Genomic DNA, 19,825 nt, shown 5'->3' on the forward strand with positions numbered 1-19,825 from the left:
CAGGGGTGACCGGCACGGCAGGGGTGACCGGCACGGCAGGGGTGACCGGCACGGCAGGGGTGACCGGCACGGCAGGGGTGACCGGCACGGCAGGGTTGACCGGGGTGGCCGGCCGGTACCTGCTGGGCGTGGTCGCCTACTTCACCGGCCGCCTCGCCGACGCCGACGCCCTGCTGACCGGGGCCGTCGACCGGCTCGACGCCCGGCTGCTCGTCGGCCGCACCGGGCAGACGCCCGCGCTCGCCACCCACGACTTCCGCGCCCTGGTCCGCTCGCTGCGCGGCGACGCCGACGCCGCGCGGCGCGACCTGCAAGCCGCGCACGACCTGGCCGAGCGCGCCGACGACCCGTACGGCCGGGCCAACGCCGCGCTGTTCGCCGGGTGGACCGCCCTCCAGGAGCACGACGTGGTCGCCGGGGAGGCCGCGGCCCGCCGCTGCCGGGAGCTCGGCGCGCGGCAGCACATGCCGCACTTCGTGACCGTCGGCGACTTCTTCGCCGAGTGGGCGGCCGTGCGCGGGGGCGACGCGTCGCGCCTGGCCGCCGTGCGGACCGCCGCCGACGGCATCTACCGGCTCGGGTTGCGGTCCACCCGCACGATCACCACCGCCGCCGTGGCCGACGCGCACCTGGCCGTGGGCCGGTTCGACGAGGCCGCCGAGCTGGCGGAGGCGGGGCTGGCCGCCGCCGGGGCCGTCGGGGAGCGGGTGCTGGCCGCGGAGCTGCACCGGATCCGGGGGCTGGCCCGCGGCGCGGCGGCGGACCTGGTCACCGGGGCGCGCATCGCGGCCGAGCAGGGCGCGCACCTGGTGGCCGCCCGGTTCCCCCGTCCCTGAAGGTGCGGCGCGGGTCCGCACAGCGCTCCCACGCGATTCCCACAGCCCTCCGCTGGGATGGCCCGGCACGGTCGGGAGAACGGGGAGGAACAGGATGTTCGACGTGGTCGTGGTCGGGTGCGGGCCGGTCGGCGCGCTCACCGCCAACCTGCTCGGCGTGCGCGGCGCGCGCACGCTGGTCGTGGAGCGCTCCACCGAGCCGCACGGGCAGCCCCGCGCGTTCTCCTGCGACGACGAGGCGCTGCGGATCTACCAGCAGGCCGGGTTGCGCGACGAGGTGGCCGCGGACATGCACCAGCCCGCGGCGGCGGAGTACGTCAACGCCAGGGGGCGCGCGTTCGCCACCATCGCGCTGGACGAGGTCGACTTCGGGCTGGGCGCCGGGCCGCTGCACTTCTTCGACCAGCCCCGGCTGGAGGCGGCGCTGCGCGCGGGCCTGGGCCGGTTCCCCGACCACGTCACCCTGCGCACGGGGGTGGAGCTGCTGCGGCTCGGGCAGGACGGGGACGGCGTGACGCTGGTGCTGCGGGACGTGCGCACGGGCGCGGAGAGCGAGGTCCGCGCCCGGTACGTGCTGGGGTGCGACGGCGCGCGCAGCACCACCCGGGTCGCCGCCGGCATCGACCTGACCGGCACGTCGTACGCCGAGCCGTGGCTGGCGGTGTCCGGGGACGTGGCCCCCGGCGGGGTGCGGGTGCCGACGACCCGGTTCGTGTGCGACTGGCGGCGTCCGGCGTTCGTCTCGCCCGGCGCGTTCGGCACCCACCGGCTGGAGTTCGCGCTGCGCGACGGCGAGGACCCGGAGGCGATGACGCGGCCGGGGACCATCGCCGGGCTGGTCTCGCCGTACGTGGACCCGGAGCGGTTCGCGGTGACGCGGGCGGTCGTCTACACCTTCCACCACCTGGTGGCCGAGCGCTGGCGCGCCGGGCGGGTGTTCCTGGTGGGCGACGCGGCGCACCAGATGCCGCCGTTCCTCGGGCAGGGGCTGTGCAGCGGGCTGCGGGACGCGGCGAACCTGACCTGGAAGCTCGCGCTGGTGCTGCGGGGCGAGGCGGACGACGCGCTGCTGGACACCTACGAGCGCGAGCGCCGCCCGCACGCCGAGGAGATGGCCCGCACGAGCGTCCGGCTGGGCCGGGTGTTCCTGGTGCGGGACCGGTTCGCCGCGTTCGCGCGGGACGTGCTGCTGCGGGCCGTGCAGCTGGTGCCCCGGGTGCGGCGGGCCGTGCGCCGGTTCGAGTTCAAGCCGCGGCCCGCGCTGCCCGGTCGGCGCGGCGCGGTCGGCACGATGTTCCCGCAGCCGGAGGTGCTGGTCGACGGCGCGCGGCGGCTGCTCGACGACGTGCTGGGGGCGGAGTTCGCGGTGGTCGGGCCGGGGGTGGACCTGGGTACGGCGACCGGGTGGCGCGGTCCGGCCGCGCGGTTCGTGCGGGTGGTGCCGCCGGGTGGGGCGACCGGTGGTGGGATCACCGAGGTGGTCGACGAGGACGGCGTGCTGACCGCGTGGTTCGCCCGGCACGGCACGGACGTGGTGGTGCTGCGCCCGGACCGGTTCGTCCACGCCACGGAGGTGGACGCGGCCGGGGTGGACGCGGCCGGGGTGGTGCCGGCGGTGCGGTGAGCGGTCGGGGGCGGGGGTGGTGAGGGCCGGGGTGGTGAGGGCCGGGGTGGTGAGGGCCGGGGTGGTGAGGGCCGGGGTGGTGAGGGCCGGGGTTTCAGGCGGTCCGACCGGCCGGCGGTGGCGGCCGGCTGCCGGGTTGGACCAGTCCGCTGTGGTAGGCGGCGGCGATGGCCTGGGCCCGGTCGCGCAGGCCGAGCTTCATCAGGATGCGGCCCAGGTGCGTCTTGACGGTCGCCTCGCCCACCACCAGGTGGGTGGCGATCTCCGGGTTCGACAGGCCGTGCGCGACGAGCACCAGCACCTCGCGCTCGCGCGTGGTCAGCTCGCCCAGCTCGGCCGAGGTCGGCGCGCTGCCCGCGGGCCGGCTGGCGAACTCGCGGATCAGTCCTTTCGCGACGGTCGGGTCCAGCCACGCCTCGCCGGAGGCGACCGTGCGCACCGCGTCGACCAGCTCGCGCGGCACGGCGTCCTTGAGCAGGAACCCCGACGCGCCGGCCCGCAGCGCCGCGTACACGGCCTCGTCCACGTGGTAGGTCGTCAGGATGATGATCTTGGTGGCGTGGTCCTCGACCTCCGGGTCGGCGTTGACGATCCGCCGGGTCGCCTCGACCCCGTCCACGCCGGGCATCCGCACGTCCATCAGCACCACGTCCGGGTGCAGCTCGGCGGCCAGCGCCACCGCGTCCGCGCCGTCGTCGGCCTCGGCGACCACCTCGATGCCGGGCTCCGCCTCCAGCAGCATGACCAGGCCGGCCCGCACCAGGGGCTGGTCGTCCACCAGCATCACCCGGATCATCCCGCCTCCTCGACGTGCTCGACGCGTTCGGCGTGCTCGACCCGCTCGGCGTGCTCGGGCGCCCACTCCGGTTGCGGGGCGGGCGCGGGGAGCACGGCGGTGAGCAGGAACCCGCCCTCGGGGCGCGGGTCGGCGGCCAGCCGCCCGCCGACGATGGCCAGCCGCTCGCGCAGCCCGGTCAGGCCGTGGTGGGTGGACAGCGCGCGGTCGGGCGGCCGGCCCCGGCCGTCGTCGGCGACGGTCACGGTCAGCTCGCTGTCGCCCCAGCTCAACCGCACCTCGACGGTCGCGCCCGGTCCGACGTGCTTGGTCACGTTGGTCAGCGCCTCCTGGGCCACCCGGTAGGCGGCCAGGTCGACGCTGGCGGCCAGGCGGCGGGGACTGCCCTCCACCCGCGTGTGCACGCGCACGCCCGCCGAGGACACCGCGCGCACCAGGTGGCCCAGGTCGGCCAGGCCGGGCTGGGGCCGGCCGGCGAGGCCGTCGGGCGGGTGCCGGTCGTCGTGGTAGCTCAGCCGCAGCGCGGTCAGCATCCGGCGCAGCTCGCCCATGGCCTGCTCACCCGCCTCCTCGATGTGCCCGAGCGCCTGGTCCACCCGGGCCCGGTCGGTGGCGAGCACGCGCCGCGCGCCGGCCGCCTGGAGCACCATGACCGTGACCGCGTGGGCGACGATGTCGTGCAGCTCGCGCGCGATGCGGCTGCGCTCGGCCAGCACCGCCTCCCGCGCGGCGAGCTGCCTGCTGACCCGCGTCCACCGGCCGGCGGCCCAGACGCAGCCGTAGAGCAGCAGGGAGAACACCGTGGTGACCGGCATCGCCACGGCGCGGTCCCCCGGCGGGTTGGCCGCGGCCTCCTGCACCCCCGCCAGCAGCGCGAGCACCGAGCAGGTGACCACCGCGGCGGTCGACACCCGGCCGGGCCGGGTGAGGGCGACGGTGAACAGCGCGACGCCGGACACCGCGGTCAGGCGCACGTCGACCCCGCTGACCGGACCGGCGAGCACACCGGCCACCCACACGAACGCGAACACGGCCACCGGCCGGCGGCGGCGCAGCAGCAGGGCCGCCGCGCCGGCCGTGAGGAACGCGGCGGCCAGCCACCCGCGGGCGTCGCCCTCCCAGCGGTTGACCAGGGCGGAGAACACGTAGGCGTCCACCAGGCAGGCGGCCACCGCCAGGGCCAGGTCGACCGCCGGCTCCCGGGAAATCCGGGGCCGGGTCATCCCTTCTCCTCGCCGAAGCAGCCGCCGACGAGGCAGCACAGCGACGAGCAGGGGTCGGGGACGTCGTCCAGGTGGTGCTGGAACCTGATCCTGCGCTGGGCGTCCTCCACGGCGGGCACGGCGCGCAGCAGCTCGTCGGTGACGGCGTCGCGCAGCCCCTCCTCGACGACGCCGAGGGCCTCCAGGGCGGCCCACACGTCGTGGTCGTGCTCGGCCACGGACCGGTCGAGCGCCTCCCGGGTGACCCGCCGGCGCCGGGGCCGGTAGCGCGAGGCGTTGGCGGCGGAGACCCCGCCCGCCTCTCCCCCGCCGCCGGTGGGCACGAACCGCACCCGCACGCCCGCGAGCCGTTCCAGCCGCCGGTCGGTGTCCAGGCCGCCGGGGTCCGGGGCCAGGGGCAGCACCAGCAGGTCGATGCCCGCCGCGGCCCCGGTGAGCACGGCGGCGCCCGCCGGCACCAGCACCTCGTCCGGCGTGACGAGCACCCCGGTGACGAGGTGCCCCTCCCACGGCGCGGCCTCGAACCCCCGCGCCTGCACGGACACGACCAGTCGCACATCGGATCCGGCCATTGTTCCTCCCCGTTCTCCGCCTCGCCCCTTTGTCGTGGGGACCCGGCCGGGCGTGCTCCGCGTCGAGCGCGAGTCATTTCCCGGGCCGCTCCGACAATGGGACCACCCCCTGTCGGTCCGTATCGTCCCCCCGGCGGTTGACCTTGACCGTCCCCCCGCGGTCTTACCTCGATCGAGCGACGACGAGGGAGGAAGACCAGGCCGGGAATCCACCCCAGGACAGATGAAACACCTCCCCCGCATTCGACACCATTGCTCTCGAAATCGAACAGCGAGCATCGCGGGGGAGGCGGCCTCGATGTCGATCGAAACCATTCCGAGTGCTTTCGGGTCGGGATTGTCGGAACGGGTGGGCGCGCGGCCGGCGGCCCAGCAGCCGCCGTGGCCCGAGCACCGGGCCCGGCGGTTCCGGGCCCGGCTGGCGGCGCTGCCCGGCCTGGTCACCTCCGAGGAGGTGGCGGCGCTGGGTTCGGCGCTGGCCGAGGTGGCGGCCGGGAGGCGGCTGGTGCTCCAGGCCGGTGACTGCGCCGAGCCGTTCGCCGAGTGCCGGCCCGAGCACGTGGCCCGCAAGGTCGCGCTGCTGGGCCGGCTGGCGCGGGGTCTGGGCCGGGGGCGCCCGGTGGCGCGGGTGGGCCGGATCGCGGGCCAGTTCGCCAAGCCGCGGTCCAGCCCGACCGAGGTGGTCGACGGCGTGGAGCTGCCCGTGTACCGGGGCGACCTGGTCAACGCGCCGCAGCCGGACGCACGTGCCCGGCGGGCCGACCCGGCTCGGCTGGTCGCGGGCTACCACGCGGCGCGCGCGGCGACGGAGTACCTGCGCGAGCACGGCCCGTGGACGTGGACCAGCCACGAGGCGCTGGTGCTGGACTACGAGCTGCCGCTGGTGCGGCGCGACGAGCGGGGCGCGCGGCTGCTCACCTCGACGCACTGGCCGTGGATCGGGGACCGCACCCGCGACCCGGGCGGCGCGCACGTCGAGCTGCTGGCCTCGGTGGCCAACCCGGTGGCGTGCAAGGTCGGGCCGGGCACGGGTCGGGACGAGCTGCTGGCGCTGTGCGAGCGGCTGGACCCCGACCGCACGCCGGGCAGGCTCACGCTGATCGCCCGGCTGGGCGCGGACCGCGTGTCCGCGCTGCTGCTGCCGCTGGTGACCGCGGTGCGCGCGGCGGGTCACCCGGTGATCTGGCTGTGCGACCCGATGCACGGCAACACCGTCGTCGACGCCGACGGCCACAAGACCCGGTTCGTCGACGCGGTGGTCCGCGAGGTGGCGGACTTCCGGGCGACCGTGCACGTGGCCGGCGCGGTGGCCGGCGGCCTGCACCTGGAGGCCACGCCCGACGAGGTGGCCGAGTGCCGGTGGAACGGCTCGGCGACGCGCTCGGGGCCGCGCCGCAGCCTGTGCGACCCCCGGCTCAACCCGGAGCAGGCGCTCGCCGTGGTCGCGGCGTGGCACGGGATCGACTGAGACAGCGGAAGACCCTGGGGAGGACGAAGTGTTGCGCACCAACGAGACCACACCGTCGCTGTGTTCGTTCCGGACGGCGGCGGAGTTCGAGGGCACGGCGGGCGCGGGCGTGCTGGGGGCGGTCCGCCACGGGGACCGGGCCGGCCCGGTCCGGTGGGAGCACGGCCGCCCGGTGCTGCCGCTGCACATGGTGCGGCCGGGGGTGCCGGAGGTCGTGGAGGTCTGGGAGGCCACCGGGCCGGTGACCACCGGCGAGCACCGGGGCCTGCACTACGCCCACGACGGCGAGGTGCTGTTCGGCGCGGTGGACCTCGGGCCCTCGGCCGGGTGCGGCGGGGCCGCGCGGGCGGCGTACCTGGCGGCGTTCGACCTGGTGGACCGGTTGGGCTACCCGCACCTGTTCCGGATGTGGAACGTGATCGAGGGGATCACCGCCCCGGACGCCGACGGCGCCGAGGTCTACACCGGGTTCTGCGTGGGCCGGGCGCGGGCGTTCGACGAGTCGCCGCGCCCCATGCCCGCCGCCACCGGCATCGGCGCGCTGGGCGGCGGGGCCGGGTTCTACTTCCTGGCGCACCGCTCGCGGCGCGCCGTGCACCTGGAGAACCCGTTGCAGGTGCCCGCGCACGAGTACCCGGAGCGGTACGGGCCGCGGTCGCCGAGCTTCGCCCGCGCGACGTGGCTGGAGCCGGAGCCGGGGCGCGACCGGGGCGTGCTCTACGTGTCCGGCACCGCGAGCATCCTCGACGACGCCACGGTGTGCCCCGGCGACGTGGTGCGGCAGTGCCAGGTGACGCTGGCCAACATCGCCGCGCTGATCGGCCCGGAGAACCTGGCCCGGCACGGGCTGCCGGGCGGGTGGGCCCTGTCGGACCTGCGCCGGGTCAAGGTCTACGTCAAGCGCCCCGGCGACGTGCCGGTGGTGACGCGGCTGTGCCGCGAGGAGTTCTCCCGCCGGGCGGAGGTCGCCGTGTTCGCGGTGGACGTCTGCCGGCCGGACCTGTTGGTGGAAGTGGAAGGGATCGCACCGTGAACGACAACCGAGCGGACACGTCCGTCCTCGCCGAGCCCCGGGTCATCCGGGTGCTGGTGGTGACCGACGGCGAGGCGAGCTTCGACCGGGCCGACTTCGGCCTGGCCACACTGGTGGACGTGCTGGAGGAACCGGTCCTGCCGTGGGCGCGGGTCGAGGTGACCAAGGCGCACCGCGAGCGCAACCTGCCCGCGCTGTCCGCCGAGATCACCCTGTTCCGCTTCGACGGGCACGACCTGTCGCGGTACGACCAGGTGTGGTTGTTCGGCGTGGCCCGGGGCAACCGGCCGTCGCTGGAGGAGACCGAGCTGCGCGCGCTGGCGGAGTTCATGGACGGAGGTGGCGGCGTGTTCGCCACCGGCGACCACGAGGACCTGGGCGTGTCGCTGTGCGGCGGGGTGCCCCGGGTGCGCTCCATGCGCAAGTGGCACTGGCCGCGGCCGGGCCCGAACGGGGAGCCGGTGGCGCCGTCGATCGACGGGCCGGCGCGGCACGACACCCTGTCGGAGGGGCACGACCCGCTGTTCCAGCTCAACGACCAGTCCGACGACGTCCCGCAGGTGGTCACGCCGCGCATGTACGCCACGTCGGACTCGCCGAGGTGGGCGCACCAGTCCTACCCGCACCCGCTGCTGTGCGGGCCGCGCGGACCGATCCGGGTGCTGCCCGACCACCCGCACGAGGGCGAGTGCTACGTGCCGGAGGACCTGGGCGCGACGTTCTCCTTCGCCGGCTACGAGGTCACCGAGTACCCGGGCGGGCTCGCGCCGGAGGTGGTGGCGTGGTCGACGATCCGCTCCCGGCCGGCGGAGCGGGACCCGCGCAAGGGCAGGCTCGACGCGCGGACCTTCGGCGCGGTCGGCGCCTACGACGGGCACCGGGCGGGGGTGGGCCGGGTGGCGGTGGACGCCACGTGGCACCACTTCTTCAACGTCAACCTGGTCGGTGACCCGACCGTGCCCCGGGACCCGGTCAAGAGCGTCGGGTTCGCCGCGTCCGACTCGGGGCGGGCGGCGTACGAGGAGATCAAGTCCTACTACCGCAACCTCGTGGTGTGGCTGTCCGGGCCCGGCGCGCAGGAGGACCTGTGGTGGCGGGCGGTGTGGGCGGCGCGCTGGCACCACCGGGTGTCGATGGACCTGCGGCCGGGCTCGCTCGGCTCGCCGGACCTGGCGGAGCTGCTGCGGATCGGCGCGGAGGTGCGGGAGGTGCTGGCCACCACCGCGACGCGGGCCGACGCGGCGCAGTGGGCCGGGCGGTTCGGGGTCGGGGCGGTGGACGCGGCGCTGTGGGAGGCGCTGCGGCCGAGCCTGGACCCGTGGCTGCCGCGCTCGGGCGAGGAGCAGCCGGGGCACCTGCCGAACCTGGTGGCGTCGATGCTGCCGGAGCTGGTGCTCGACGCGGTGCTGGGCGCGGTGGTGCACGCGGTGGCGGCCGAGTTCCCGGAGCCGACCGAGCAGGCCCGGGAGCGGGCCGGCGGCGTGGAGTGGCCGGGGGTCGTGGGGCCGGCGGTCGCGCGGGCGCTGGAGGCGGTGTCCGGGCAGGTCGCGCGCACGGACGAGGTGCTGCGGTCGGTCGGTGTGACGCTCGCGACCGTGCGCGCGGCCGGCGGCTGACGGGTTTTCCGGGCACCGTGGGTGGTGGAAGTCGTTCCCGAGGGGGGTCTTGGGAACTTTCGTCAGGGGGGAACATGAGTCAGGAACTGTTGAGACCGCCGGAGACCCCGGCGCGGGAGGTCCCCGACCGGGGGTTCACGGCGCTGCGGGTCGCGCTGGGCGTGGTGTTCGTGTGGTTCGGGGCGTTGAAGGTCACCGGCGACTCGCCGGTGCACCGGCTGGTCGCGGACACCGTGCCGTTCCTGCCGGGGTCGTGGTTCGTGCCCGCCGTCGGGGTGTTCGAGGTGCTGGCGGGCGCGGCGCTGGTCCTGGGGGTCGCGGTGCGACCGGTGGCGGCGCTGGTGGCGCTGCACCTGCTGGGGACGTTCCTGGTGCTGCTGGTGCAGCCCGGGGTGGCGTTCGTGGGCGGCAACCCGCTGCTGCTGACGGTGCCGGGCGAGTTCGTGGTGAAGAACCTCGTGCTGGTCACCGCCGCCCTGGTGGTCGCGCGGCGGAGGTGAGGTCGTCGCGGTGAGCCGCGACGACCTCGCCGAAGGTCCGGGCGGGGCGGCCGGTGACGGAGGGCACGGTGTCGGTGACGCGGTCCTCGGCTCCGTGCCGGATCGCCTCGTCCAGGCCGGCGAGCACCCGGGCGAAGTCGAGGGGTACGCCCGAGTCCGCCAACCGGTCGGTCAGCGCTTCGGCGCTGACCGACCGGTGGCGCGCGGGCCGGCCGGTGACCCGGGTGACGACCTCGGCGGCGTCGGCGTAGGACAGGGCCTCGGGGCCGGTGATGACGTGGTCGGTGTCGTGGGGTTCGGGGTCGGTCAGGGCGCGGGCGGCGACCGCGGCGATGTCGCCGGCGTCGACGAACGCGACCCGCCCGTCCCCGGTGGCGGTGACGATCTCGCCGGTGGCGCGCAGGCCGCGGGCGAGCAGGTGGTCCCCGGTGAAGTTCTGCATGAACCAGGACGGGCGCAGCACGGTCCACTCCGGGACGGCGGAGCGCACCAGGCGGGGCAGGGCGCCCAGGCCGGTGTCGGACTCCTCGACGGCGGAGGAGCCGAGCAGCACCACGCGGCGCAGGCCCCCGAGGGCGAAGAACGGCGCCACGAGCGGCACGGGGTCGGTCGTGCCCAGTGGTGGCACCAGGTAGGCGCGGTCCACGCCGCGCAGCGCGGGCGCGTGGGTGGCCGGGTCGTGCCAGTCGAACCGGACGTGCTCGGCGGTGGTGGGGGTGCGGGTGGCCACGCGCAGGTCGGTGGTGCCGCGCAGCAGGTCGACGAGGCGGCGGCCGGTCGTGCCGGTGCCGCCGATGACGAGCGCGGTCACGCGGCCGCGCCTTCCCCGAAGCCGATCTCCCCCGCGGCCGCGGGGCTCCAGTAGTCGCGGTAGCGGGTGATCTCGCCGTCCCGGGCGGTGACCACGGCGATGTAGCCCATCCGGTAGTCCGCGCCGGTCGGGACGAGCCGGCCCGTGATCTCGAACTCCGCCACGACGACCTCGGGGTCGGTGGTCAGGTGCACGGTCAGCGCGGTGACCTCCTCGGGCGCGACGTGGTCGGTGTAGTCGCGCAGGTAGTCGCGGACGGCTTGGCGGCCGACCAGGCGGCGCGGCCGGTCGGGGGTGGCGAACGGGAACTCCAGCACGCCGTCCTCGGCCCACAGGTCGGCGAACCCGGCCATGTCGTGCGCCAGGACCAGCCTCAGCGCCTCGTCGACGATCTCGCGTGCGTTCACGGTGGGACCTCCAGTTGGACGGAACGGTACCGTCCCGTTCAACCTACGCCGGACGGTACCGTTCCGTCCACACCTATGCTGGTCCGCATGAGCCAGCACCCCCGGCGCACCCCGACCGGCGCCGCCGTCCTCCAGCCGCACAAGACCTCGGCCATCACGGAGGCGGTGCTGGACGAGCTGGCCGAGCACGGCTACGGGCGGCTGTCCATGGAGGCGGTGGCCAAGCGGGCGGGGGTGGGCAAGAGCGCGCTGTACCGGCGGTGGCCCGCGAAGCAGGACATGGTGGTCGCGGTGCTGTCGGAGTTCAGCGTGCCCCTGGCGGAGGTGCCCGACACCGGGTCGCTGCGCGGGGACCTGCGCGCGACGCTGCGGGGGCTGCACGGCTGGCTGACGCACCCGCGGTTCGCGCGGATCCTGCCGGACCTGGCGGCGGAGGCGGGGCGCAACCCGGCGTTGGCGCGGGAGGTGGAGCGGGCCGTCGGCGAGCCGCGCCGGGTCCGCGGCGCGCGGGTGCTGGCGCGGGCGGTGGAGCGCGGTGAGCTGCCCGCCGACCTGGACGTGGAGCTGGCCCTGGATCTGGTGGCGGCCCCGCTGTACTGGCGGCTGTCGGTGCGCCGCGTCGAGGTCGGCGAGGGCCACCTGGACCGGTTGGCCGAGGTGCTGCTGCGGGCCCTGGGCGCGACGGACCGTTGACCGACTGTGACCGGGATCTCTCCCCCGGTAGCGCTCGTGACGACGGTTTTCGCTCCCCCGGGCGGTCTTGATCCGGACCGAACCCGACCACCGCCCCGGAGCACCCGATGACCGACCCTTCCCGGACCGGATCCCCGCAGGCCGCAGCCCCGCAGGCCGCGTCCCCGCAACCCCTTCCCTTCCGGACCGCCGTGGTCACGGGCGCCGGCCGCGGCTTCGGGCGCGCGATCGCCGCCGCGCTCGTCGCCGCCGGAGCCGACGTCGTCGGCATCGCCCGCAGCGGACCGGAGCTGGCCGCCGTGCGCGAGGAGCTCGGCCCGGCCTTCACCCCCGTCACCGCCGACGCCGCGGACGAGGCGCTCGCGCGGGACGTGATCCGCGCGCACCGCCCCGGCCTGCTGGTCCTCAACGCCGGGGCCACCCCGCACCTGGCGCCCCTGCCCGAGCAGACCTGGGAGACCTTCAGCCGCAACTGGCACGTCGACACCCGCCACGTCTTCGGCTGGACCAGGGCCGCGCTGCGGGCGCCGCTGGCGCCGGGCAGCACGGTCGTGGCGATGTCCAGCGGCGCGGCGCTGGGCGGGTCCCCGCTCACCGGCGGGTACGCCGCCGCCAAGGCCGCCGTCCGCCACCTGCGCGCGTACGCGGCCGACGAGTCGGAGCGGGCCGGGCTGGGCATCCGGTTCACCGCGCTGCTGCCGCAGCTCACCCCGACCGGGGGCGTCGGCGCGGCCGGGGTCACGGGGTACGCCGCCCGCCAGGGCCTCGACCGGGACGCCTTCGTCGACCGCCTGCGACCGGTCCTCACCCCGGAGCAGGTCGCCGGCGCCGTGCTGGAGCTGGCCCTGCACCCCGACCGCGCGCCCGAGTACCGGGTGGCCGCCACGGGGATGAGCGCCGTCGCCTGAGCCGTGCCGCCCCAACCCCGACCAGCCCGGCCCCGACCAGCCCGGCCCCGACCAGCCCAGCCCTGACCGCCCCCAGCCCCGCCACCCGAGCCCTGGTCACCCCAGCGCCGCCCGCCGCCCGCCGCCCGCCGCCCGAACCAGCCCACCGTGACACCCAGCGGAGGAACCACCATGCCCTCGGACGCCGAGTTCACCGCCCTGACCGAGCAGTTCCGGCCGGAGCTGCGCGCGCACTGCTACCGGATGCTCGGCTCGATCCACGACGCCGAGGACCTGGTGCAGGAGACCTACCTGCGGGCGTGGCGCGCGTTCGACCGGTTCGAGGGCCGCTCGTCGGTGCGGCGGTGGCTGTACCGGATCGCCACCACGGCCTGCCTGACGGCGCTGGAGACGCGGGCCCGGCGACCGCTGCCGTCGGGGCTGGGCGCGCCCGCGGAGGACCACCGGATCGCCGTGGCGCCCGGTGAGTCGTCGGTGGCGTGGCTCCAGCCCGCGCCCGACGCGCTGGTGGGCGTCGACGACCCGGCGGCGATCGTGGCCGGCCGGACCGGGGTCCGGCTCGCGTTCATCGCCGCGCTCCAGTACCTGCCCGCCCGGCAGCGGGCGGTGCTGGCGCTGCGCGACGTGCTGGCGTTCCGGACGGCCGAGGTCGCCGAGATGCTGGACACCACGACCGCGGCCGTCGACAGCGCGCTGCGCCGCGCCCGCGCCCGGCTGGCCGAGGCCGGGCCCGTCGAGGACGACCTGGCCGAGCCGGACGCGGCGGCCCGGCGCGCCCTGCTCGACGACTACGTCGACGCGTTCACCCGCGCCGACCTCGACGCGCTGGTGGGGCTGCTGCGGGCCGACGTGGAGCTGGAGATGCCGCCGATCCCGACCTGGTTCACCGGCCGGTGGGCCGTGGCCGGGTTCCTGGCCGCCCGGGTGCTGAACGAGGGCCGGTGGCGGCTGGTGCCCACCACGGCCAACGGCCAGCCCGCCTTCGTGCTCTACGAACGCGTCGGCGCGGACCGGTACCAGGCGCGCGGCGTCGAGGTCCTGACCCTGGTCGGGACCCGGGTCGCCCGCATCACGGCGTTCCACGACCCGAGCCTGGTCCCGGTGTTCGGCTTCACCCCCGCGCTCGCCGGCTGAACCGGGAGGCGGGCACGGGACGGGCCCCGACCTCGGCGGAGGTCGGGCCTACCGGCGGGCGTGGGGCCTGGTCTCGGCCCAGTCGGGGACCCCGGCGACCAGGTCGTCCGGCGCGGACAGCCGCCACGCCTCGAAGACCAGTTCGGACAGCTCGTCGAGCTCGATGCCCGCCAGGTGCACCACCACCCAGCCGAAGCCGCCGGACGTGAACTGCTCCTCGAACACGTCCGGCCGCTCCGACACCAGGGCCCGCTGTTCGGACAGGGTCTGCTTCACCCCGACGGTACCGGTGCGCGGCCAGTGGTAGCCGAACCGCTTGCCCCGCACGCTGAACGAGCTGTACTGGTCGCCCCGCGCGCGTTCCACCTCGGCCAGCCCGTCCAGCAACCGGAAGAACTCGTCGTCGCCCACCGCCACCGCAACCCCCCGGAAGTCGTGGCCGGTGAGTATAGGTGCGTCAGGCGAGGGTGATCGCGTACACCTCCACCCTGGGGTCGTCGGGCAGCGTCACCGAGTGCACGGTCCTGGCCGGGTCGAGCGGCACGGACACGCCGAACAGCCGCACCGGCGGGCCGTCGACGCCCTGGCCCGCCCGGATGCGGTGCGGCATCTCCAGCACGGGCGCGGCGCCCGAACCCGCCCAGTCCGGCACGGTCACCGGCGCCTCGGCGGTGCTGCCGTCGGCGTAGCGCACGACCAGGCCGGTGGTCACCGGCCCGTTGTGGGAGGCCGCCACCAGCCGCAGCGCGCCGTGGGCGCCGGCGGGCAGCAGCAGCGCCTGGCCGCGGGCCTCGACGAAGTTGGCGGTGGTGCCCGACGGGTCCGGCGCGGCGTAGGTGGTGCCGTCGCGCACGACCTGGCCGGTGGGCAGCAGGGCCGCGTCGTAGCTCCAGCCCTGGCCGTCGAAATCGCCTTCCGCCGACCGCGCGACCGTGGCCGTGCCGTCGTGGTTCGCCTCGCGCGCCAGGTCGACGGCGCACTGCCCGCCGGCGGTGACCGCGCAGGTCGCCGGGTCGCGCACCTCGACCACCGCCTCCCGGACCACGGTCTCGGGGCCGCGGACGGTGACGCTCACCGGGTAGGACCCGACCGGGGTGCCGGCGGGCACGGTCACGGTCATCCTCGCGGTGCGCTGCACGGGCAGCCGGTTGGACCTGATCACCAGCATCCGGTCGACGGACGCCGACCACCCGGCGGGCACGGTCGGCGAGAGGCCCACCGGGACCGCGCCGGGCGCCTGGGCCAGCACGTCGAGCGACAGCACCGCGGTCCGGGCGGTGCCGGCGGCGGCCACGACCACCGAGGACTCGCGCAGCGCCGCGTCCACGTGCCGGCGGTCGTCGGGCCGCTCGCGGTTCACCGACGGCGGCCGGTCGCCCGGTCGGGTGCCCCAGTCGGAGGGCGCGGTGCCGAGCCGGTGCGCCAGCGTGCCGCCGCGCAGCACGTCGTCCCAGCGCAGCCAGGTGTCGCGCACGTCGCGGCCGTCGAGCGCCACCCGCTGCACGTACCGGTTGGTGTCGCTCGCGCCCGGCGCGGTGATGGCCAGGGTGGTCCCGCGTCCGGTGTGGACGGTGGCGGACGGGAACTGCGGGCTGGACAGGGCGAGGAAGTCCGCGCCGCTCATCGTCGGGTACAGGCCCAGCGAGGAGAACACGTACCAGGCCGACATGGTGCCCAGGTCGTCGTTGCCGGTCATGCCGTCCGGGCCGGTGGTGAACAGGGTCATCGCCGCGCGCACCACGGTCGCGGTCTTCGCCGGCGCGCCGACCGACAGGTAGAAGTACGGCGCGTGCAGGTCGGGTTCGTTGTTGGGGTTGTAGGTGGGCTTGCCGTAGTAGTCGTAGGGCTGGGTGATCCAGTCGGTGCGGACCGTGCCGGCGGGGTCGGCCAGCAGCTTGTCGTGGGCGAAGAAGGCGTCCAGCCGGCGCTCGGTGGCCTGCCTGCCGCCCATCAGCTCCACCAGGCCGTCCGGGTCCTGCGGCACCAGCCACTGGTACTGGAACGCGCCGCCCTCGTGGAACTGGTGGCCCGCGTCGACCGGGTTGTAGGGCGACACCCAGGTGCCCTCGGTGGTGCGGGGCCGGAAGTGGCCCGTGCCGGAGTCCCACAGGTTGCGGTACCACTGGCCGCGCCGGGCGAACAGGCCGGCGTCCTCCCGGTGGCCCAGGCCGCGCGCCATCAGCGCCAGCGCCGCGTCGGCCGCCGCGTACTCCAGCGTCGCCGAGGCCGGGTGCGCGCAGTCGTTGTCGCCGCCCTTGTGGGGGCAGTCCACGCCCAGCTCCAGGCCGGAGGGGAGGTAACCGCGCTCGGCGTAGTGCTCCACGCCGGAGCGGCCGTTGTAGGGCGAGTCGGCCGGCGGCAGGCTGGTGGCGTTGCGCCGCAGCAGCTCGTACGCCTCCTGCTCGTGCCCGGCGAGCAGGCCCTTGGACCACGCCTCCACCAGGAACGGGGTCACCGGGTCGCCGGTCATGATGTTGGTCTCGCTGTTGGCCAGCGCCCACCGGGGCAGCCACCCGCCGTCGCGGCCGGCGGCCACCACCGACAGCGCGACGTCGCGCGCCACCTCCGGGCGCAGCAGCTCCAGCAGCTGGTTCTGCGGGCGGTAGGTGTCCCACAGGGACAGGTTCTGGTACGGCGTGAAGTCCTGCGCCACGTGGGTCTCGCCGTCGAACCCGGTGTAGCGGCCGTCCACGTCGCCGGCCACGTTCGGGTGCAGCAGCGAGTGGTACAGCGCGGTGTAGAAGGCGGTGCGCCGCTCGGGGGCGCCGCCGCCGATCTCGACCGAGCGCAGCGCGTCGGTCCACGACCGGTGCAGCGCGTCGCGGGTGGCGTCGAAGTCGTGGGAGTCGCCGGTCTCGGCGGCGAGGTTGCGCCGCGCGCCCTCGACCCCGGTGTAGGACAGGCCGACCTTGAGCACCACGTCCCGGTCGGCGGTGGCGTCGAAGGTCACCCACGCGCCGTTGCCGCCGCCGCCCGCCGCGTCGGGCACGCCGGGGGCGGGCGTGGTGCCGCGCCAGGTGCCGAAGCCGGTGAACGGCCGGTCGAAGGTGGCGGTGAAGTAGACGGTGTGCTCGTCCTGGCCCGCGCAGAACCGGCCCGCGCGGACCCGGCCCTCGATGGTGCGGTCGCCGACCACGTGGACCTCGGAGTCGAGCACCTGCTGGTTGGCCTTGCCCGTGTTGAACAGGACGTTCGCCTGGGAGGTGGCCGGGAAGGAGTAGCGCTGCCAGCCGGTGCGCGGGGTCGCGGTCAGCTCGGCGTCGATGCCGTAGCGGGACAGGCCGACCCGGTAGTAGCCGGGGCGCGCCTCCTCGTCGTCGTGCGAGTACGCCGACCGGTAGCCGTTGGTGTCAACGTTGTCCACCGGGCCGGTGGTGGGCATGATCGGCAGCTCGCCGGCGACCGGGCAGCCCACGCCGGACAGGTGCGTCTGGCTGAAGCCGTGGATGTGGCCCTGGAGGTAGTCGTAACCGCCCTGGCCCCCGGTGTCCGGGCTGACCTGGACCATGCCGAACGGCGCGCTGGCGCCGGGGAAGGTGTTGCCGAAGTTCTGCGTGCCGATGAACGGGTTGACCAGCGCGGTGGGGTCCTCGGGGGCCGCGGCGGCGGTGGTCGGCGGGAGGCCGGTGACCAGGCCGGCGGCGAGCAGGGCCGCGAGCACGGGGGCGGCGGCGCGGGGTGACGGCAGAGGCATGGACAGGGGACCTCTCCTTTGACAACGTTGTCAACTCATGGCGGCGGGGCCACGGCTTCGAACGCTGTCACGGGTCCGGCGCGGGTGTCAACGGCGCTGGTGCCGGACCCGCAGGAGCCGGTGCGGGTGCCGACACCATCAGGACGACCCGGCGCGGGTGCGCCGGCGCCAAGAAGGCCGACGGCGTCGACACCGCGACGGGAGCGCCGCGCCCGTACCGGTGCGGCGCTCCCGGGACCCGGGGCCGCTCAGCCCCTGGTGTAGGTCAGGCAGTTGGCGTCGTGCCCGCCCTCGCCGGGCGCGACGCGCACCCCGCCGGGCGCGGTGCACTCCAGCTCCCTGTTGTGGACGCAGTCGCTGCGCGAGCAGGCGCCCACCTGGGCGACGGCGCGCGGCAGGCCGCCCTTGCGCGCCAGGGGGATGAAGGTGGCGCAGTCGGCGGCGCCGTCCTCACCGCTGACGGTGATCGCGAAGGCGTGGCAGCCGTCGTGGTTGTAGGAACAACCGGTGACGGTGCACTCGTTGACGGCAGGCATTTCTGTGGTGGTCATGACCGCTCCTCCGGACCTTGGTGCTCGGTGTTCTCGAACGTTGCCACCGGATACCCGCCCCCGCAACACGAAAACAATTAGGAGAGCCTTACCTAAAAGCGCCGAACGATTTTCACATCTGCCAAGTCGGGCGGAAGTACCAGGTCAGGACCGTCCGGTGAGGACTCCACCGGGCGGTCCCGACCCGACGCGCAATTCATCCTCCGGGCCACCCGGCATTACCGCCGACAACCCGGGAGGATCACGGCGCGACTGGGATGTTGGTCAATCCGGTCACCGCGCGGGTGACGGTGTTGGAGGCGTGCACCACGTTGGGCAGGCCGGCGCACTTGGACGTCGAGGTGATGCGGATGGCGTAGGCGCCGACGCCGCCGAGGTCGGAGCGGTTGCCGCGCCAGGTGTTGCCGCAGCCGTTGGGGAACGCCGGCGTGGTGACCGGGTTGTGGGTCTCGTAGCCGTTGGCGAACGTGCCGGGCGCGGTGAACGAACCGGTGTTGTCCTCGACGAGGTAGCCGGAGCCCTTGACGTCGATCCAGGAGTCCGCCGAGTTCTGGCCGGAGATGCCGGTGCCGTCGAAGGTGTTGCCGCGCACGACGCCGCCGGCGGTGCCCTCCTTGACGTCGATCGGCTCGGCGGTGACGTGGGGCCCGATGTGGTTGCCCAGCACCAGCACCCGGTCGCTGCGGTCCGCTCCCCCGGTGTTGCCGTGGCAGTCCCAGTTGGAGTGGGCGGACCCGAGGTAGACGCCCTCGCCGTAGCCGGGCTGCACCAGACCGGTGTGGCTGATGGTGGAGCCGCGCAGCACGCCGTCGGACGAGGAGCGGCGGAAGTGCACGGCCTCCTCGTCCACGTGGTGCACGCGCACCCGGTCGATCACGGTGTGGCGGGAGTCGTCGACCACGATGCCCTTCTTCGACTCGCGCACGGTGAACCCGACCAGGTTCCAGTGCGGCGCGCCGTACAGCCACAACCCGTAGCCGGGGTCCCAGCCGGCGGTGGGCACGGGACAGGCCGGACCGCTGCCGGAGGGACCGTCGTTGACCAGCACAGCGTCCGCCGGACCGGTCAGGGTGATCGGCGCGGCGGCCGTGCCCGGCGAGGTCGCGGTGAACGAACCCCGGTAGACGCCGGGCGCCAGCCGGATGGTCACCCCCGGCACGGCGGCCGCCAGCGCCGCCCGCAACTGCGCGGCGGTGGCCACGTCCACGGTGGACGCGGCGGGAGCGGTCGTGGCGGTGACGACCGGGCTGGGCGCGGAGGTGTTGCCCGCCGCGTCCCGCGCCCGGACGGTGAACGCGTGCGCGGTGCCGGGCAGCAGACCGGTCGCGGTCGCGGAGGTCGAGGCGGTCGTGGTGACCACCTCGGCGCCGGAGAGCACCTGGTAGTCGACCACCCCGGTGTCGTCGGCGGCCGCCCGCCAGCTCAGCGACACCGAACCGGCCGTCACCCCGGTCACCCGGGGCTCGGTCGGGGCGGTGGGCGGCGTGGTGTCGCGGGCGGGACCCCGGCACGGCACGCCGTCGACCACGCAGCCGGCCGGCAGGCCGCCGCCGGAGGCGGTGAAGCCGAAGCCCACCGCGCCACCGGGCGGGATGCGGCCGTTGTGGGCGGCGTTGGCGAACCGGTGGCGCTGCCCGTCGCGGATGAGCACCGAACTCCAGGAGTTGGTCACCGAGGTGCCCGGCGGCAGGTCGAACTCGACCACCCAGCCGGTGCTCTCGGCGTCACCGGTGTTGGTGAGCGTGATCCGCCCGCCGTAACCGGTGCTCCACACCGACTCCTGGGCGAACTCCGCGGTCACGCGCGCCGCCGCGGCGGAGGCGGGGACCGGGGCCAGGGCGCAGATCACCGCGACGATCAGCGCCGGGACAACTCTTCTCATGCCGTCGCACCTTCCGGTAGCGGGTCGGGCTCGGGGGCGTCGCGGCCCACCCCTCGGGGACCCGCTCTTCATAGCAA

At 75.6% G+C, this 19,825-nt stretch carries 17 protein-coding genes and 1 pseudogene; 9 read left to right on the plus strand and 9 right to left on the minus strand.

The window, feature by feature from the left end:
- Both Q5530_RS26340 and Q5530_RS26345 read left to right on the plus strand, forming a co-directional pair.
- Positions 1-836: pseudogene (locus Q5530_RS26340) on the plus strand (hypothetical protein); the annotation flags it as partial.
- Between the two features lie 94 nt (positions 837-930).
- A complete protein-coding gene (locus Q5530_RS26345) occupies positions 931-2,460 on the plus strand; it encodes a bifunctional 3-(3-hydroxy-phenyl)propionate/3-hydroxycinnamic acid hydroxylase (protein WP_415365452.1) in 1,530 nt (509 codons plus the stop codon).
- A 94-nt stretch (positions 2,461-2,554) separates the two neighbouring features.
- On the opposite strand, the gene Q5530_RS26350 is transcribed toward Q5530_RS26345, so the two are convergent.
- The 3 genes from Q5530_RS26350 to Q5530_RS26360 are packed head-to-tail and all read right to left on the minus strand — an operon-like array spanning position 2,555 to position 5,051.
- Positions 2,555-3,256 carry a response regulator gene (locus Q5530_RS26350; protein WP_380631830.1) on the minus strand — a complete coding sequence of 234 codons (702 nt, stop codon included), beginning with the start codon at positions 3,254-3,256 and terminating at the stop codon, positions 2,555-2,557.
- Complete coding sequence (locus Q5530_RS26355; protein ID WP_415365453.1) at positions 3,253-4,479, minus strand: sensor histidine kinase; 1,227 nt, start codon at positions 4,477-4,479, stop codon at positions 3,253-3,255. Before Q5530_RS26355 ends, Q5530_RS26350 begins: the two co-directional genes overlap by 4 nt.
- Positions 4,476-5,051 carry a hypothetical protein gene (locus Q5530_RS26360; protein ID WP_415365454.1) on the minus strand — a complete coding sequence of 192 codons (576 nt, stop codon included), beginning with the start codon at positions 5,049-5,051 and terminating at the stop codon, positions 4,476-4,478. Before Q5530_RS26360 ends, Q5530_RS26355 begins: the two co-directional genes overlap by 4 nt.
- A 349-nt stretch (positions 5,052-5,400) precedes the next feature.
- Here Q5530_RS26360 and Q5530_RS26365 point away from each other — a divergent pair, with 349 nt between their 5' ends.
- From Q5530_RS26365 to Q5530_RS26380, 4 genes are all read left to right on the plus strand, one after another.
- The gene (locus Q5530_RS26365; RefSeq protein ID WP_415365455.1) at positions 5,401-6,519 is read left to right on the plus strand and encodes a 3-deoxy-7-phosphoheptulonate synthase; all 1,119 of its coding nucleotides are present in this window, start codon (positions 5,401-5,403) and stop codon (positions 6,517-6,519) included.
- A gap of 28 nt (positions 6,520-6,547) precedes the next feature.
- A complete protein-coding gene (locus Q5530_RS26370; protein WP_380631824.1) occupies positions 6,548-7,552 on the plus strand; it encodes an FkbO/Hyg5 family chorismatase in 1,005 nt (334 codons plus the stop codon).
- Positions 7,549-9,168 (plus strand): hypothetical protein, encoded by a 1,620-nt coding sequence (locus Q5530_RS26375; protein ID WP_415365457.1) that lies wholly within the window; start codon positions 7,549-7,551, stop codon positions 9,166-9,168. The genes Q5530_RS26370 and Q5530_RS26375 overlap by 4 nt, the downstream gene beginning before the upstream one ends.
- 74 nt (positions 9,169-9,242) lie before the next feature.
- The gene (locus Q5530_RS26380; RefSeq protein WP_415365458.1) at positions 9,243-9,668 is read left to right on the plus strand and encodes a DoxX family membrane protein; all 426 of its coding nucleotides are present in this window, start codon (positions 9,243-9,245) and stop codon (positions 9,666-9,668) included.
- Here the strand turns inward: Q5530_RS26380 and Q5530_RS26385 are convergent.
- Together Q5530_RS26385 and Q5530_RS26390 are read right to left on the minus strand one after the other, a co-directional pair.
- A complete protein-coding gene (locus Q5530_RS26385) occupies positions 9,634-10,479 on the minus strand; it encodes an NmrA family NAD(P)-binding protein (protein WP_415365460.1) in 846 nt (281 codons plus the stop codon). The two genes, Q5530_RS26380 and Q5530_RS26385, sit on opposite strands and share 35 nt — an antisense overlap.
- Positions 10,476-10,886 carry a nuclear transport factor 2 family protein gene (locus tag Q5530_RS26390; protein ID WP_415365461.1) on the minus strand — a complete coding sequence of 137 codons (411 nt, stop codon included), beginning with the start codon at positions 10,884-10,886 and terminating at the stop codon, positions 10,476-10,478. The genes Q5530_RS26385 and Q5530_RS26390 overlap by 4 nt, the downstream gene beginning before the upstream one ends.
- 87 nt (positions 10,887-10,973) lie before the next feature.
- Between Q5530_RS26390 and Q5530_RS26395 the strand changes: the two genes are divergently transcribed.
- The 3 genes from Q5530_RS26395 to Q5530_RS26405 all read left to right on the plus strand — a co-directional run bounded on the left by Q5530_RS26395 (position 10,974) and on the right by Q5530_RS26405 (position 13,621).
- Complete coding sequence (locus Q5530_RS26395) at positions 10,974-11,579, plus strand: TetR/AcrR family transcriptional regulator (protein ID WP_380631815.1); 606 nt, start codon at positions 10,974-10,976, stop codon at positions 11,577-11,579.
- A 107-nt stretch (positions 11,580-11,686) separates the two neighbouring features.
- Positions 11,687-12,487 carry an SDR family oxidoreductase gene (locus Q5530_RS26400; protein ID WP_415365462.1) on the plus strand — a complete coding sequence of 267 codons (801 nt, stop codon included), beginning with the start codon at positions 11,687-11,689 and terminating at the stop codon, positions 12,485-12,487.
- Between the two features lie 171 nt (positions 12,488-12,658).
- On the plus strand, positions 12,659-13,621 hold the full coding sequence (locus tag Q5530_RS26405) for an RNA polymerase subunit sigma-70 (RefSeq protein WP_415365463.1): 963 nt from the start codon (positions 12,659-12,661) through the stop codon (positions 13,619-13,621).
- Between the two features lie 48 nt (positions 13,622-13,669).
- On the opposite strand, the gene Q5530_RS26410 is transcribed toward Q5530_RS26405, so the two are convergent.
- The 4 genes from Q5530_RS26410 to Q5530_RS26425 all read right to left on the minus strand — a co-directional run bounded on the left by Q5530_RS26410 (position 13,670) and on the right by Q5530_RS26425 (position 19,748).
- Positions 13,670-14,038, minus strand: coding sequence for an MmcQ/YjbR family DNA-binding protein (locus Q5530_RS26410; protein ID WP_380631810.1), 369 nt, complete (start codon positions 14,036-14,038; stop codon positions 13,670-13,672).
- A gap of 40 nt (positions 14,039-14,078) precedes the next feature.
- A complete protein-coding gene (locus Q5530_RS26415; protein ID WP_415365465.1) occupies positions 14,079-17,315 on the minus strand; it encodes a GH92 family glycosyl hydrolase in 3,237 nt (1,078 codons plus the stop codon).
- Between the two features lie 248 nt (positions 17,316-17,563).
- Positions 17,564-17,866: a DUF1540 domain-containing protein gene (locus Q5530_RS26420; protein ID WP_415365466.1), complete on the minus strand. Its 303-nt coding sequence runs from the start codon at positions 17,864-17,866 to the stop codon at positions 17,564-17,566.
- Positions 17,867-18,107: 241 nt separating this feature from the next.
- Positions 18,108-19,748: a cellulose binding domain-containing protein gene (locus Q5530_RS26425; protein ID WP_415365467.1), complete on the minus strand. Its 1,641-nt coding sequence runs from the start codon at positions 19,746-19,748 to the stop codon at positions 18,108-18,110.
- Between the last annotated feature and the right edge of the window lie 77 nt (positions 19,749-19,825).

This window comes from Saccharothrix sp. BKS2 (assembly GCF_047689505.1).
Classification (GTDB): domain Bacteria; phylum Actinomycetota; class Actinomycetes; order Mycobacteriales; family Pseudonocardiaceae; genus Actinosynnema; species Actinosynnema lopnurensis.

Excerpts from the sequence above, each read along its gene's own strand:
- Q5530_RS26345 (WP_415365452.1), top strand. The coding sequence starts at position 931 with ATGTTCGACGTGGTCGTGGTCGGGTGCGGGCCGGTCGGCGCGCTCACC.
- Q5530_RS26350 (WP_380631830.1), bottom strand. The coding sequence starts at position 3,256 with ATGATCCGGGTGATGCTGGTGGACGACCAGCCCCTGGTGCGGGCCGGC.
- Q5530_RS26355 (WP_415365453.1), bottom strand. The coding sequence starts at position 4,479 with ATGACCCGGCCCCGGATTTCCCGGGAGCCGGCGGTCGACCTGGCCCTG.
- Q5530_RS26360 (WP_415365454.1), bottom strand. The coding sequence starts at position 5,051 with ATGGCCGGATCCGATGTGCGACTGGTCGTGTCCGTGCAGGCGCGGGGG.
- Q5530_RS26380 (WP_415365458.1), top strand. The coding sequence starts at position 9,243 with ATGAGTCAGGAACTGTTGAGACCGCCGGAGACCCCGGCGCGGGAGGTC.
- Q5530_RS26395 (WP_380631815.1), top strand. The coding sequence starts at position 10,974 with ATGAGCCAGCACCCCCGGCGCACCCCGACCGGCGCCGCCGTCCTCCAG.
- Q5530_RS26400 (WP_415365462.1), top strand. The coding sequence starts at position 11,687 with ATGACCGACCCTTCCCGGACCGGATCCCCGCAGGCCGCAGCCCCGCAG.
- Q5530_RS26405 (WP_415365463.1), top strand. The coding sequence starts at position 12,659 with ATGCCCTCGGACGCCGAGTTCACCGCCCTGACCGAGCAGTTCCGGCCG.
- Q5530_RS26415 (WP_415365465.1), bottom strand. The coding sequence starts at position 17,315 with ATGCCTCTGCCGTCACCCCGCGCCGCCGCCCCCGTGCTCGCGGCCCTG.
- Q5530_RS26420 (WP_415365466.1), bottom strand. The coding sequence starts at position 17,866 with ATGACCACCACAGAAATGCCTGCCGTCAACGAGTGCACCGTCACCGGT.
- Q5530_RS26425 (WP_415365467.1), bottom strand. The coding sequence starts at position 19,748 with ATGAGAAGAGTTGTCCCGGCGCTGATCGTCGCGGTGATCTGCGCCCTG.